The following is a 15,218-nucleotide window of genomic DNA, read 5'->3' on the forward strand; positions in this document are numbered from 1 at the left end:
AAGAAACAGATTCTCTCTATATTATAAGGTAAGGAAAATGTTTTTTTCTACTTTTGCCTCCGAATTTTATGATGTAAAGAGGTTGTAACTTAGAAAGACATCCCCCCCGGCATCCTTATTAAAGTAAAAACTATGCAGAAAAACCTTGTAATTGTCGAGTCTCCAGCCAAAGCAAAAACGATTGAAAAGTTTCTTGGGAAAGATTTTAAAGTACTTTCCAGTTACGGACATATCCGGGACTTGAAGAAGAAAGAATTTAGTATTGATATCCAAAAAGATTTCAAGCCGAATTATGAAATACCTGCAGATAAAAAAGAACTGGTAGCGAAATTGCAAGCAGAAGCCCAAAAGGCAGATGTCGTATGGCTCGCATCCGATGAGGACCGCGAGGGAGAAGCTATCGCCTGGCATCTTTATGAAGTGCTAAAGCTAAAGCCGGAACAAACAAAACGAATTGTCTTTCATGAAATCACCAAGACTGCCATATTAAAAGCAATCGAAAATCCGCGTGAAATCGACATCAACCTGGTAAATGCACAACAGGCCCGACGTATCCTCGACCGTATCGTAGGTTTTGAGCTTTCTCCCGTATTGTGGAAAAAAGTTAAACCTGCTCTTTCTGCCGGACGTGTACAGTCGGTGGCTGTCCGCCTGATCGTAGAACGCGAACGTGAAATACAAGCATTCAAAAGCGAAGCTTCCTACCGTGTTACAGCCATATTCCTTGTGCCGGACACTGACGGCAAACTGGTAGAAATGAAAGCCGAACTGGCCCATCGCCTCAAAACCAAAGAAGAGGCGAAGGCATTTCTTGAAACCTGTAAAGAGGCTACCTTCACCATTGAAGATATTACCAAACGTCCGATAAAGAAAAGTCCGGCGGCACCATTTACCACTTCTACCCTGCAACAGGAAGCAGCGCGTAAATTAGGCTATACGGTAGCACAAACCATGATGCTGGCACAAAAGCTATACGAAGCCGGATTCATTACTTATATGCGTACCGACTCGGTAAACCTTTCGGAATATGCAACCGAAGGAAGCAAACAGGCTATCATCAACATGATGGGCGAAAGGTATGTGCACCCGCGCCACTTCACTACAAAAACCAAAGGAGCACAGGAAGCGCACGAAGCGATCCGTCCTACCTATATGGAAAATGCTACCGTGGAAGCTTCTTCACAAGAGAAAAGGTTGTATGACCTGATATGGAAGCGTACCATTGCTTCACAGATGGCCGAAGCCGAACTGGAAAAAACAACAGCTACTATCGGTATCAGTACCAGTAATGATGCTTTCACAGCAATCGGAGAGGTAGTAACCTTTGATGGCTTCCTGCGTGTATATAAAGAGTCTTATGATGATGATACCGAACAGGAAGACGAAAGCCATCTGCTTCCCCCATTGAAAAAAGGGCAGGTGCTTGACCATAAAGATATTGTAGCAACAGAGCGCTTCACCCAGCGTCCGTCACGCTATACCGAAGCCAGCCTGGTACGCAAGCTGGAAGAACTTGGAATTGGGCGTCCTTCAACATATGCACCTACTATCTCTACCATCCAGCAACGTGAATATGTGGAGAAAGGCGATAAACCGGGAGAAGAGCGGTCATTTAATATACTGACACTCAAAGACAAAAAGATAACTGATGCCATACATACTGAAATAGTAGGAGCAGAAAAATCGAAACTGATTCCTACGGATATCGGAACTGTAGTAAACGACTTTTTGAACGAATACTTCTCTAATATTCTGGATTATAACTTCACAGCCAATATTGAGAAAGAGTTTGATGAAGTGGCAGACGGAGAGAAGAAATGGACTGCTATCATGAAACACTTCTACAAAGGATTTCATCCATCTGTAGAGTCAACTTTAGCCACAAAGAGCGAACATAAAGTAGGCGAACGTATCTTAGGTGAAGAGCCGGGAACGGGTAAGGTTGTATCCGTAAAGATCGGACGATTCGGACCGGTTATACAGATCGGGAGTACAGATTCCGAAGAAAAGCCGCGTTTTGCCCGTTTGGAGAAAGGGTTGTCAATGGAAACGATTACCCTGAAAGAAGCGCTGGAATTATTCAAACTTCCGCGGGTAGTAGGAGAATATGAAGACAAAGAGGTAAGTATAGGTACAGGCCGTTTCGGCCCTTATGTTCGTCATGACAACAAGTATATATCTCTGCCGAAAACACTTGATCCGATGGCTATAACGCTTGAAGAAGCAATCGAACTGATCCAGGAGAAACGTGCAACAGAGGCCCAAAAGCATATCAAAGAATTTGCAGAAGAACCGGAATTACAAATTCTGAACGGAAGATACGGCCCTTACATTGCTTACAAGGGCAGTAATTATAAGATCCCGAAAGATGTAGTCCCACAGGATCTGAATCTTCAAACTTGTCTTGATATTATAAAACTACAAAGTGAGAAGGCCGCCACTACTCCGAAAAAAGGACGGGCGACAAAGAAGAAATAAAAAGTATATCCAAGCTAAAAGGGCATTCTGGGATTCCGGAATGCCCTTTTAGCTTGGATATACTTTTTTCCTAATATTCAGTTGTTTATATTCTTTTTGTTCGTATATTTGCAGCGCAAACATACGAACATTTTAGTATATGAAAAAAAGTCTCACACAAACATTACAGATTGCCAGTATATCACTGCTAATCAGTTTATCTTCCTGCGTTAAAGATGTTGATTTATCACAATCCGTACCCAAACCGGTAAAAGGTGATTATTTCGACTTTCAAACCACCCTTGATTGTCCGATAAACATAGATCTAGGATTGGAAGATTATCCGGTCTTAATAGAAGTCTACGGTGAAAATCCTTTTGAAGATACCGATGGAGTCATTATTAAAAAAGACATTGAACCCCTTTATCGCGGTATCACAGATGAACAAGGAAAGCTGGAAGGACAAACCGTACTCCCGTCTTACCTGAAGAAAGCATATATCTACTCTCCTTATGCAGGTGTTCCTTTTATTGAAACAGAGATTACAGCAAATGGGATCTTTGCTGACGTCCATACAGCAAAATCACAAACAAGAGCGACTGTAACCAGAAGCATGCCGTATACTTACCCTGCGGACATGAAAGTAATAGGCGATTGGGACATATTCGGCTATCCGGCTTACCTGACACCTAACCGCTTTAATTTCCCCGAGAATGAGTTATATTATATCACCGAGGCTACAAAAATCAAAGACTATTCAAAAGGTATGCGAGGTACTCACCCCGAATACTTCGATCCGGATAATGAAAGAGGAATACCTATCATCAAAAAAACAAAAGTGAATCTGGTTATGATAGGTAAGTATGCACCGGCAGTAAGCAATACAATTATTTATTATACTTACCCTACCGGACAGGAACCTGCATCCGTTAATGATATCCAGAAAATAATAGCCTATCCGGTATCCGCCGGGATCTCCTGTGGCAGTACAGTACAATTGCGGTACTGGAATGAAAAAGACGGAAAATTCGAAGATGAATTTCCGGAAGGAGTTACTATCGGTTGGGGAGTTTCTTCCAGTTCGTTTAAAGACGGTAATGTAGGAAGCTCCGGCGGAAACCATAATTACTATTCAACCGACAAACTGAACACAAGAAGTGGGGATGAAAATGCACAGCATACTATCGCTATTTTCAATAAAGATTACAGTTCAGTGATTATTGGTATGGAAGACAGACCTATAGCAAATATCTCTAACTACACGGATGTTGTATTGTATCTTCATACAGACGTATCGGGAGCTATTGGCGGGAATAATATACCGGATCTGGAAAAGCCGGAAAATCCCGGTCCTTCAGAAGAGGATAACTACACGACATATTTTGGAATGCTTTCCTTTGAAGACCTATGGCCCAAAGAAGGAGATTATGACATGAATGATGTAGTGATTTACTATGAATCAAAAGTGTACAAAAACGATAAGAATCAAATCATTGCAACAGAAGATCTGATACTTCCTTATTGGGATGGTGCAGGATATGATAAGTTTAATGGATTCGGATACCAACTATCCGTTACGCCTGACAAAGTAAACTCCGTACAGATAACATCTGAGAACTACGAATTTACTTCGAGCCCTTTGTTCCAGTTTGACAGTAAAGGTCTTGAAGAAAGAGTTGACAACGATAATGCAATAATCATACTTGCTGACGACATGAAAAAGGCAACCAAACAGCATAGTAAGTTTATTGTAAAAACTACATTTGCAAGTCCGCAGTCCGAATCAACTTTCTTACTGCCTCCTTATAACCCGTTCATTATTATCGATGCACACGAAGAAAGAGGTAAAGAATTACATCTGCCCAATTATGCACCCACCAAACGAATGGATACAAGCTATTTTGGCACTAAGAACGACATCTCCGATCCGACACAACAGATGTATTACATAGGAAAAGAGAACATGCCATATGCCATAAATATCCCCAATATTAAAAACTTTGACTATAAGAAAGAGGAAGAGGGAACACGTATAGACATGCTCTATCCGGAATTCACACGGTGGGTTCAAAGCCATGGAACTGAAAATGCAGACTGGTATTTACATAAGAAAAAGTAAGATCAGCATCTCTTTCCCGGAATAACGGGTGGAGCAGACAAAACAGAGCGTGCGGGAGTTCTTTAGTATATGATTCAACTAAAGAACTCCCGCACGCTCTGTTTTGTTCACTGAAATCCTTACATTCTTGCAGGAACCTCAATTCCTAACAATCCCATACCAAGACGAACAACCTTAGCCACATTGGCAGATAAAGCGACACGGAATACTTTTACCGCCTCGTTCTCTTCACGCAAGATGCTAAAGTCGTGATAGAACTGGTTATATTCTTTCACCAAATCATATGTATAGTTGGCAATAACAGATGGGCTGTAATCCGTTCCGGCCTGTGCTACAACAGCTGCAAAGTCGGCTACCATCTGGATAAGTCCTTCTTCTTTCTCACTTAATTCGACGCCTGAAGGAAGTTGCGCAGGTATAACAATACCACTCTCGGCAGCCTTGCGGAGTACCGACTGAATACGTGCATATGTATACTGAATGAACGGACCTGTATTCCCGTTAAAGTCGATAGACTCTTTCGGGTTGAAAGTCATATTCTTACGTGCATCCACTTTAAGAATAAAGTATTTCAATGCACCCAAGCCTACAATACGGGCGATATCGTCTGCTTCTTCCCTGGTCAGTCCGTCCAGTTTTCCAAGTTCCTGAGAGGTCTCTTTCGCTGTAGCAATCATCTCCTCCATCAGATCATCTGCATCTACAACGGTTCCTTCACGGGATTTCATTTTGCCTTCGGGCAATTCCACCATACCATAAGAGAAATGCACAAGGCTCTTACCCCACTCAAATCCTAACTTATCAAGCAAAATAGAAAGCACCTGGAAGTGATAATTCTGTTCGTTACCTACCACATAAATCATCTTATCAATAGGATAATCGGCAAAACGCAATTTGGCTGTACCAATATCCTGGGTCATATAAACAGAGGTACCATCCGCACGAAGCAAGAGTTTATGGTCAAGTCCTTCCCCCGTCAGGTCAGCCCACACCGAACCATCTTCCTTCTTGTAGAAAAAGCCTTTCTCCAGTCCTTCCATGACCTTTTCTTTTCCTTCGAGATATGTATTGGATTCATAGTATATCTTATCAAAACTAACTCCCATCTTACGGTAAGTTTCATCGAATCCGGCATATACCCAATTGTTCATCATTGTCCACAAGGCACGCACCTCCGGATCACCGGCTTCCCACTTCACTAACATTTCACGGGCTTCATTCATCAACGGAGAAGCAGCTTCGGCCTCTTCTTTTGTCATACCACCCTTCATGAGCTCAGCTACTTCAGCCTTATAATGCTTATCAAAAGAGACGTAATAGTCACCTACCAGATGGTCTCCTTTTTTTCCGGACGACTCAGGAGTCTCACCGTTACCATAAAGTTTCCATGCCAGCATAGACTTGCAGATATGAATACCACGATCATTCACAATATTGGTTTTTACCACCTTATTGCCGTTTGCCATCACAATATTGGCAAGTGCATTACCCAACAGGTTATTACGTACATGACCCAAGTGAAGTGGTTTATTGGTGTTAGGGGAAGAGTACTCAATCATTACCAACGGAGAATTATCATCTGCGGCAGTGATTCCGTATTGTTCATCGGCATGGATCACATTCAACAGTTCAATCCATGCAGAAGAGGCAATAGTCAAGTTCAGGAAACCTTTAATCACATTAAAAGCAGCTACTGCCGGCTCATTGGCCTGCAAATACTCACCGATTTCCTGTGCCGTCTGCTCCGGTCCTTTCTTCGACATACGCAGAAAAGGGAACACAACCAGGGTCAGATGTCCTTCAAATTCTTTTTTAGTTTTCTGCAACTGCACCTGCACGGCAGGTACCTCCTGACCGTAAAGGGCTTTCAGTCCGTTTATTACGGAATCCACAAGTTTATTCTCTATATTCATAGTTACATTTTTTTTCTGCGCGCAAAGATACAAAAAAGGAGGCGTTAGCACGTCTCCTTTTTTGTAAATCTTTCAACTATATAGCTTATTCAACAGCTTCAGACAATTCTGCACCTGCTTTAAACTTAGCAACTTTCTTTGCCGGGATAGTGATAGCCTGTTTCGTTGATGGATTAATACCGGTTCTTTCAGCTCTTTCGGATACTGCGAAAGTTCCAAAACCAACCAAAGAAACTTTGTCACCACCCTTCAGAGCATTCGTTACTGAAGACACAAAAGCCTCAAGTGCTTTTTTAGAATCTGCTTTACTCAAGCCCGACTCTGCTGCGATAGCATTAATAAGTTCAGCCTTATTCATAATTCGTAAATGATTAATTAATATATATGTTACACAAAAGATAGACGTAAATTCCTCACAAATATAGAGTAACAAAACAATATATCAAATAAAAACATCCAAAAAACACAGCAAATTGCTGAAAAAGAACTAATAGCGACCACTTTTTCTGCTTTAAAACAGAATTTATTCGTACTTTTGCGACCATTACTCAATTATTAGCATAAAAAGAAATTCAAACATATGATGCCTACAGTTACTAAAAACCTGATAATTATTAATGTACTGCTTTATTTAGGGACCATCGTAGCTCAAAGTTATGGTATAGATCTCGCAGATTATATGGGTCTGCATTTCTTCATGGCCGACAGTTTTAACCCTGCACAGTTAATCACCTATATGTTTATGCACGGAGGGTTCACACATCTCTTTTTTAACATGTTTGCCGTGTGGATGTTCGGTCGTATCCTCGAACAAGTGTGGGGTCCCAAACGTTTTCTCTTTTACTATATTGCTTGTGGTATCGGAGCAGGACTTATACAGGAGATTGTACAATTTGTTGAATATAAAACCGTATTATCCGGATATACTATGGTTCAAACCATTAGCGGGACCATACCGATGAGTGAGTATCTGAACATGATGAATACCGTAGGAGCTTCGGGAGCCGTATATGCTATTCTGCTTGCATTCGGAATGCTATTTCCAAATCAGCAATTGTTTATCTTCCCACTTCCGTTCCCCATCAAAGCCAAATACTTTGTCATCGGATATGCTCTAATTGAACTGTACTCAGGATTCGCCAATAACCCCAATGATAACGTAGCACATTTTGCCCATTTGGGAGGAATGATATTCGGATTTATTCTGATTATGTACTGGAGAAAAAAGAATAACGATCATGGCACATATTATAGCTGATTTAAAAGAAGCTTTCCGAAGAGGAAACGTCTTTATCCAACTGATATACATCAACGTAGGAGTTTTTGTAGCAACTACATTGATTAATATCTTTCTGTTACTTTTTAATAGAAGTGCAGATGGTATATTCGAACTACTGGCACTTCCGGCTTCTTTCACCCGGTTTATCTTCCAGCCCTGGTCATTGTTTACGTATATGTTTATGCATGCAGGTTTCATGCATATCCTGTTCAATATGCTTTGGCTCTATTGGTTCGGACAATTGTTCCTCTACTTTTTCTCGGGAAAGCACTTGCGCGGACTGTATATTTTGGGAGGAATCTGTGGTGGATTGCTATACATGATTTCCTACAACATTTTCCCTTACTTCTACCCAATGGTAGAGATATCAACTTTAGTAGGAGCTTCTGCCTCCGTACTTGCGATTGTAGTGGCAACTGCTTATCGGGAGCCTAACTATCCGGTACGCCTTTTTCTTTTCGGTACTATCCGCTTAAAATATTTAGCTCTGATCGTAGTACTCACAGACTTACTGTTTATCACTTCCAATAATGCAGGCGGACATATCGCTCACCTGGGCGGAGCATTGGCCGGACTTGGGTTTGCTGCCAGCCTTAGCAAAGGTACAGATATTACAGCCTGGATTAACAGAATATTGGATGGCGTTTCTTCTTTGTTCGATAAAAAGACCTGGAAGCGTAAGCCTAAGATGAAGGTTCACTATGGCAATTACAGCCGTGAACAAGATTACGATTACAATGCCCGCAAAAAAGCTCAGTCGGATGAAGTAGACCGTATACTCGATAAATTAAAGAAATCCGGATACGAGAGCCTCACTACCGCAGAGAAAAAAAGTCTTTTTGATGCAAGCAAAAAATAAAGCATGAAACACGTCGGAAAAGTTTTCACTTATCTGATTTTAGCTGTCAACGCATTCTTTGTCGGGATTCTTTTATTGACAGCTTATAGTCCGCATATTCACCCTGTGGTACATCCGGTAGAATCATGTATGGGACTCACTTTTCCCATTTTTCTGATCATCAACCTCTGTTTTCTCATCTTTTGGCTGCTGGTGCGTTACAAGTTTGCGCTTTTGCCCATTCTCGGCTTTGCCTTCTGCTATCCTCAAATCCGGACGTATTTCCCTATTAATATCCATACATCAGATATTCCCGAAGGAAGCATTAAAATTCTTTCCTACAATATCATGTCTTTCGGAAACATGGAGAAAGAGAATGGCAAAAACCCTGTACTCGAATATATCCGTGCCAGTAATGCCGATATCGTTTGCCTGCAAGAGCACAATGTTTCTTCAACAGCCAAGATACACCTGAATGCAAAAGAGGTGGAAAAAGGTATGAAAGCCTATCCTTACCGGCATATTCAACGCGTAGGTAAAGAAATCAGTAATAACCGGATAGCCATATATTCAAAATATCCTATCCTCTCTGCACGAGAGTTGCAATATGAAAGCAGTTATAACGGTTCTGCAATTTATGAATTGAAAGTCAACGAAGATACAATTACTCTCATAAACAACCATCTGGAATCGAACAAACTGACCAAGGAAGACAAAGTTGTATATGAAGAAATGCTGAAAGACCCCAATGCCCATAAAGTGAAAAGCGGTACCCGCCATCTGGTTGGAAAACTGGCAGAAGCATCTGCCATCCGTTCTAAACAGGCGGACGTCATTGCAGCCGAAATTGCCAAATCCCGCCATCCGTATATCATTGTATGTGGCGACTTTAATGACACCGCCATCTCCTACACGCACCGGGTTATTGCAGAAAATCTAGACGATGCCTTCACCGAATCCGGACAAGGATTGGGTATCTCTTACAATCAGAATAAATTCTATTTCAGGATAGACAATATTCTTATAAGCAAGAACCTAAAAGCCTATAACTGCACAGTGGATCGCTCTATCAAAGATTCTGACCACTATCCCATCTGGTGTTATATCACCAAACGATAAATCAATGACCAATAAAACGAATGACAATACCCAATAACAATACCTATGGAAATAAAGAAAACAGTAATTATTTTAGCTGCAAGTTGTATGATGTACTCCTGTGCTACAAAAACGGATAATAATCCGTTCTTTACCGAGTTTCAAACCGAGTATGGTGTTCCGGCTTTCGATAAAATCAAACTGGAACATTACGAACCCGCTTTCCTAAAAGGAATAGAAGAGCAAAATCAGAATATCAAAACCATTATCGAAAATCCGGAAGCACCTACATTTGAAAACACAATTGTAGCGCTGGATAACAGTTCGCCTATTCTGGATCGTGTCAGTGCCATCTTCTTCAATATGACCGATGCAGAAACAACAGATGAACTGACCGAATTATCTATAAAAATGGCTCCGGTACTCTCTGAACACAGTGATAACATTTCCCTCAACCAAGAGCTATTCGCCAAAGTAAATAACGTATATCAACAAAAGAACGACTTGCATCTCACTACGGAGCAAGAACGCCTGCTGGACAAAACCTATAAAAGCTTTGTACGTTCAGGAGCCAATCTTTCTGCTGAAAAACAAGCACGCTTACGCGAAGTTAATAAGGAACTTTCCACTCTTGGCATCACATTCAGCAATAATATCCTGAATGAGAATAATACTTTCCAATTATTCGTAGATAAGGAAGAAGATCTTGCCGGCTTACCCGAATGGTTCCGCCAAAGTGCAGCCGAAGAGGCAAAAGCTGCCGGACAAGAAGGAAAATGGTTGTTTACATTGCATAATGCCAGCCGTCTGCCTTTTCTCCAATATTCGGAGAACCGCCCACTTCGTGAGAAAATATACCAGGCCTATATTAACCGTGGCAATAACAATGATAAAAACGACAACAAAGAGATAATTACCAAAATAGTTAGTCTCCGTCTTGAAAAAGCCAATTTACTCGGTTTTGACTGTTATTCAAACTTTGTTCTGGATAATACAATGGCTAAAAATTCAGCCACTGTTATGGACTTCCTCAATAACTTATGGAGTTATTCGCTCCCTAAAGCCAAAGTAGAAGCTGCTGAATTGCAAAAGCTCATGGATAAAGAAGGTAAAGGTGAAAAGTTAGCACCTTGGGACTGGTGGTATTATACCGAAAAACTCCGCAAAGAGAAATACAATTTAGATGAAGAAGAAACCAAACCTTATTTCAAACTGGAGAATGTACGTGAAGGTGCTTTCGCAGTAGCCAATAAACTGTATGGTATCACTTTGACCAAATTATCAAATATTCCTGTATATCATCCCGACGTGGAAGTATTTGAGGTGAAAGACGCAGATGGTTCTCAATTAGGTATCTTCTATGTTGACTATTATCCCCGTCCCGGAAAGAGCGGTGGTGCATGGATGAGTAATTATCGCGAACAAAAAGGAGACATCCGTCCACTGGTTTGTAATGTTGCCAGCTTCACTAAACCTGTAGGCAATACTCCATCATTGCTTACCATGGACGAAGTGGAAACACTCTTTCATGAATTCGGACACGGACTTCATGGCCTATTGACCAAATGCAACTACCAAGGTATCTCAGGTACCAACGTTGTACGCGATTTTGTAGAACTTCCTTCGCAAATCAATGAACATTGGGCTACCGAACCGGAAGTGCTGAAGATGTATGCCAAACATTACCAGACGGGTGAAGTCATTCCTGATTCAATTATCGACAAAATTCTGAAACAGAAGACCTTCAACCAGGGATTTATGACAACAGAATTACTCGCAGCTGCTATCCTGGACATGAATCTTCACAACCTGACAAACGTAAAGAATTTAGATGTAATTTCTTATGAAAAAGAAGCAATGGATAAGCTCGGGCTTATTCCTGAAATAGCACCACGTTATCGTACAACGTATTTCAACCACATCATTGGCGGATATGCTGCCGGTTACTACAGTTACCTCTGGGCCAACGTATTGGATAATGACGCCTTTGAAGCTTTCAAAGAGAATGGCATCTTTGATAAAACAACAGCCAATCTGTTCCGTCACAACGTACTTGAGAAAGGAAACAGTGAAGATCCGATGGTACTCTACAAAAACTTCCGCGGAGCAGAGCCACAGCTGGAACCGATGTTGAAAAACAGAGGCATGAAGTAATGAAAAATAATCTAAGGTTAAAAATAAGAAGCGGAATGCTGAGCTTTTTTAACTTCAAGTAAACTTTAATATCCCCTGAGGTAATTCAGAATCCTCCGGGGATATTTTATTTTCCCGGATATAAATCTCTACATTAGGAGCAAAATGTGCCCTAAACCTCAAATATTTGACCCCTAATTACCACTGAATGTGAAAAAAAAACTATATTTGCAGCCTTATATGCGACAGAATTAAATTAAAAAGTAATCATAATAAATTAAAAGTAAAATGCAAAACAAAGGATTTGTAAAAGTTTTTGCGGTACTTCTCACGCTGGTATGCGTGTTCTACCTCTCTTTTTCCTTCGTTACCCGCCACTATACTAATAAGGCAAAAGAAGTAGCGAATGGCAATGCTAAAGTAGAACAAGAATACCTGGACTCTCTCGCTAATGAGCCAGTCTGGAAAATATGGAAGTGGAATTACACGCTGAAACAATGTCGTGAAATGGAAATTAGTTTAGGTCTGGACCTCAAAGGTGGTATGAACGTCATCCTTGAAGTATCTGTACCTGATGTTATTAAAGCACTGGCTGATAACAAACCTGATGAAAACTTCAATCAGGCATTGGCAACCGCTGCCAAACAAGCTGTCAACAGCCAGGACGATGTGATCACCCTATTCGTTAAGGAATATCACAGAATAGCACCGAACGCTAAACTTTCTGAACTTTTCGCGACACAACAGTTGAAAGACAAAGTTAACCAGAAATCATCTGATGCTGAAGTAGAGAAAGTATTACGTTCTGAGGTAAAAGCTGCCGTAGAGAACTCTTATAATGTACTCCGTACCCGTATCGACCGTTTTGGTGTGGTTCAACCCAATATCCAAAGCCTCGAAGACAAGATGGGACGTATCATGGTAGAACTTCCGGGTATCAAAGAACCGGAACGTGTGAGAAAGCTTCTTCAAGGTTCTGCCAATCTGGAATTTTGGGAAACATACACAGCCAAAGAAGTGTTGCCCGTTATGGAATCTGTAGACGGCAGAATACGTAGTGTCCTGGCAAGCTCTTCTGCAGTAACCGATACTACTACAACTGTTACAGAAGAAGTAGTAGCAGAGGTTGCACCTGCAAAAGTCATTAGCGCTACCGATAGTATTAAGGCCACACTGAAAGGTGACAAGCAAGAAGCTTCCAACAACATGGAACAAATCAAGAAAGAGCATCCATTGTTGGCTATTTTGCAGTTGAATACAAGCGGTCAGGGGCCTATCATTGGTTACGCCAATCACAAAGACACTGCTGAGATAAACAAATATCTCTCCATGAAAGAAGTAATGGCTGAACTTCCCAAAGACTTGCGCTTAAAATGGGGTGTTGCCGCAGCTGACTTTGCTCCGAAAGGACAAATTTTCGAATTGTATGCTATCAAATCTACTGAACGTAATGGCAAAGCTCCACTTGAGGGTGATGTAGTAACAGATGCAAAAGACGATTACGATCAACACGGTAAACCGTCTGTAAGCATGTCTATGAACTCTGACGGTGCACGCCGTTGGGCACAATTGACCAAACAAAATATTGGACGTTCCATTGCTATCGTACTCGATAATTATGTATACTCTGCTCCGAACGTAAGTACAGAAATCACAGGTGGTAACTCAATCATCACAGGTAACTTTACTCCGGAACAATCAAAAGACTTAGCAAACGTTTTGAAGTCAGGTAAGATGCCTGCTCCTGCACACATTGTACAGGAAGATATCGTAGGTCCGTCATTAGGTCAGGAATCTATCAACGCAGGTGTATTCTCATTCGTTGTGGCACTTATCCTGCTAATGATTTACATGTGTGCTATGTACGGATTTATCCCGGGTATGATTGCTAATGGTGCATTGTTCCTCAATTTCTTCTTCACGCTGGGTATCCTTTCATCCTTCCAGGCAGCACTGACAATGTCGGGTATTGCCGGTATGGTGCTTTCACTCGGTATGGCAGTAGATGCAAACGTACTTATCTATGAACGTACGAAAGAAGAGTTGCGCAGTGGTAAAGGTGTAAAGAAAGCATTGGCCGATGGTTACTCAAATGCATTCTCTGCAATTTTCGACTCCAACTTAACTTCAATCATCACCGGTATTATCCTGTTTAACTTTGGTACAGGTCCTATTCGTGGTTTTGCCACTACCTTGATAATCGGTATCCTCTGCTCATTCTTTACAGCAGTATTCATGACTCGTATCGTTTACGAACACTTCATGAATAAAGACAAGTTGTTGAATCTGACATTTACCTCTGCAATCTCTAAAAATCTGCTGGTAAATACTCATTTCGACTTCATGAAGAACAATAAACGTTACTTCATAATCACAGGTGTTATCATTCTGGTATGTATTGCTTCATTCGTAACCCGTGGTTTAAGTCAGAGTATCGACTTCACCGGTGGACGTAACTTCAAAGTACAGTTTGAACAACAAGTAGAACCGGAACAGGTACGTGAATTGATTGCAAGTAAATTCGGTGATGCCAACGTAAGTGTAATCTCTATCGGTACTGACAAGAAAACCGTTCGTATCAGCACTAACTACCGCATCGAAGAAGAAGGTAATAATGTAGATTCTGAGATCGAGGCATATCTGTACGAAACACTGAAACCATTGTTAACTCAAAACATTTCATTAGCCACTTTCATTGACCGTGACAACCATACAGGTGGTAGTATTGTCAGTTCACAAAAGGTAGGTCCGAGTATTGCAGACGATATCAAGACATCTGCCATCTGGTCTGTTGTTCTGGCTCTGATTGCTATCGGTCTGTATATCCTGCTTCGTTTCCGCAATATTGCTTATAGTGTAGGTTCTGTAGTGGCACTGACTTGTGATACAATAATGATTATTGGTGCCTACTCTCTATTATGGGGATTGGTGCCGTTCTCACTGGAAATTGACCAGACATTTATTGGTGCTATCCTGACAGCTATCGGTTACTCTATCAATGATAAGGTGGTAATCTTTGACCGTGTGCGTGAGTTCTTCGGTTTATATCCGAAGCGTAACAAACGTCAGCTGTTCAACGAATCACTAAATACAACATTGGCCCGTACAATCAATACTTCATTGAGTACATTGATCGTGTTGCTGTGTATCTTCATCCTAGGTGGTGACTCTATCCGTAGCTTCGCATTCGCAATGATCCTGGGTGTTATTATCGGTACACTGTCTTCTCTGTTTGTTGCTTCGCCTATTGCATATGCAATGATGAGCAAAAAGAAAGAAACAGCAGAGGCTGCTACTGTTGCTGTAGAATAACAACAGCCTGATTATATAAAAAAAGAGAAAGCTTCAGATAAGCTTTCTCTTTTTTTGTCCCTATCATAG

Annotated in this window: 9 protein-coding genes; 7 read left to right on the plus strand and 2 right to left on the minus strand. The window is 41.2% G+C overall.

The features are described 5' to 3' along the window. Window positions 1-132 precede the first annotated feature (132 nt). Window positions 133-2,478, plus strand: a complete 2,346-nt coding sequence (topA, locus tag K8P02_RS16990; protein ID WP_002558218.1) for a type I DNA topoisomerase — start codon at window positions 133-135, stop codon at window positions 2,476-2,478. 139 nt (window positions 2,479-2,617) lie between these two features. After that, window positions 2,618-4,576: an LruC domain-containing protein gene (locus K8P02_RS16995; RefSeq protein WP_025867049.1), complete on the plus strand. Its 1,959-nt coding sequence runs from the start codon at window positions 2,618-2,620 to the stop codon at window positions 4,574-4,576. A 119-nt stretch (window positions 4,577-4,695) separates the two neighbouring features. Here K8P02_RS16995 and argS read toward each other — a convergent pair whose 3' ends face one another. Continuing rightward, window positions 4,696-6,489: an arginine--tRNA ligase gene (gene argS, locus K8P02_RS17000; protein WP_002558220.1), complete on the minus strand. Its 1,794-nt coding sequence runs from the start codon at window positions 6,487-6,489 to the stop codon at window positions 4,696-4,698. 85 nt (window positions 6,490-6,574) lie between these two features. After that, window positions 6,575-6,847, minus strand: a complete 273-nt coding sequence (locus tag K8P02_RS17005) for an HU family DNA-binding protein (RefSeq protein ID WP_002558221.1) — start codon at window positions 6,845-6,847, stop codon at window positions 6,575-6,577. Between the two features lie 225 nt (window positions 6,848-7,072). On the opposite strand from K8P02_RS17005, the gene K8P02_RS17010 reads away from it, so the two are divergent. The 5 genes from K8P02_RS17010 (at window position 7,073) to secDF (ending at window position 15,149) form a co-directional block, all read left to right on the plus strand. Further along, window positions 7,073-7,747, plus strand: coding sequence for a rhomboid family intramembrane serine protease (locus tag K8P02_RS17010; RefSeq protein WP_025867050.1), 675 nt, complete (start codon window positions 7,073-7,075; stop codon window positions 7,745-7,747). Beyond that, complete coding sequence (locus K8P02_RS17015; protein WP_007487548.1) at window positions 7,728-8,627, plus strand: rhomboid family protein; 900 nt, start codon at window positions 7,728-7,730, stop codon at window positions 8,625-8,627. The genes K8P02_RS17010 and K8P02_RS17015 overlap by 20 nt, the downstream gene beginning before the upstream one ends. A gap of 3 nt (window positions 8,628-8,630) precedes the next feature. After that, window positions 8,631-9,725 carry an endonuclease/exonuclease/phosphatase family protein gene (locus tag K8P02_RS17020; protein ID WP_025867051.1) on the plus strand — a complete coding sequence of 365 codons (1,095 nt, stop codon included), beginning with the start codon at window positions 8,631-8,633 and terminating at the stop codon, window positions 9,723-9,725. A 45-nt stretch (window positions 9,726-9,770) separates the two neighbouring features. Further along, window positions 9,771-11,858 (plus strand): M3 family metallopeptidase, encoded by a 2,088-nt coding sequence (locus tag K8P02_RS17025; RefSeq protein ID WP_002558225.1) that lies wholly within the window; start codon window positions 9,771-9,773, stop codon window positions 11,856-11,858. 267 nt (window positions 11,859-12,125) lie between these two features. Next, window positions 12,126-15,149 (plus strand): protein translocase subunit SecDF, encoded by a 3,024-nt coding sequence (gene secDF, locus K8P02_RS17030; RefSeq protein ID WP_002558226.1) that lies wholly within the window; start codon window positions 12,126-12,128, stop codon window positions 15,147-15,149. Window positions 15,150-15,218 lie beyond the last annotated feature (69 nt).

The organism is Bacteroides nordii (assembly GCF_019930665.1).
Lineage (GTDB): Bacteria > Bacteroidota > Bacteroidia > Bacteroidales > Bacteroidaceae > Bacteroides > Bacteroides nordii.

Coding starts and splice junctions, on each gene's coding strand:
- K8P02_RS16995 (WP_025867049.1), top strand. CDS start 2,618: ATGAAAAAAAGTCTCACACAAACATTACAGATTGCCAGTATATCACTG.
- K8P02_RS17025 (WP_002558225.1), top strand. CDS start 9,771: ATGGAAATAAAGAAAACAGTAATTATTTTAGCTGCAAGTTGTATGATG.
- K8P02_RS17015 (WP_007487548.1), top strand. CDS start 7,728: ATGGCACATATTATAGCTGATTTAAAAGAAGCTTTCCGAAGAGGAAAC.
- K8P02_RS17005 (WP_002558221.1), bottom strand. CDS start 6,847: ATGAATAAGGCTGAACTTATTAATGCTATCGCAGCAGAGTCGGGCTTG.
- topA (WP_002558218.1), top strand. CDS start 133: ATGCAGAAAAACCTTGTAATTGTCGAGTCTCCAGCCAAAGCAAAAACG.
- secDF (WP_002558226.1), top strand. CDS start 12,126: ATGCAAAACAAAGGATTTGTAAAAGTTTTTGCGGTACTTCTCACGCTG.
- K8P02_RS17010 (WP_025867050.1), top strand. CDS start 7,073: ATGCCTACAGTTACTAAAAACCTGATAATTATTAATGTACTGCTTTAT.
- argS (WP_002558220.1), bottom strand. CDS start 6,489: ATGAATATAGAGAATAAACTTGTGGATTCCGTAATAAACGGACTGAAA.
- K8P02_RS17020 (WP_025867051.1), top strand. CDS start 8,631: ATGAAACACGTCGGAAAAGTTTTCACTTATCTGATTTTAGCTGTCAAC.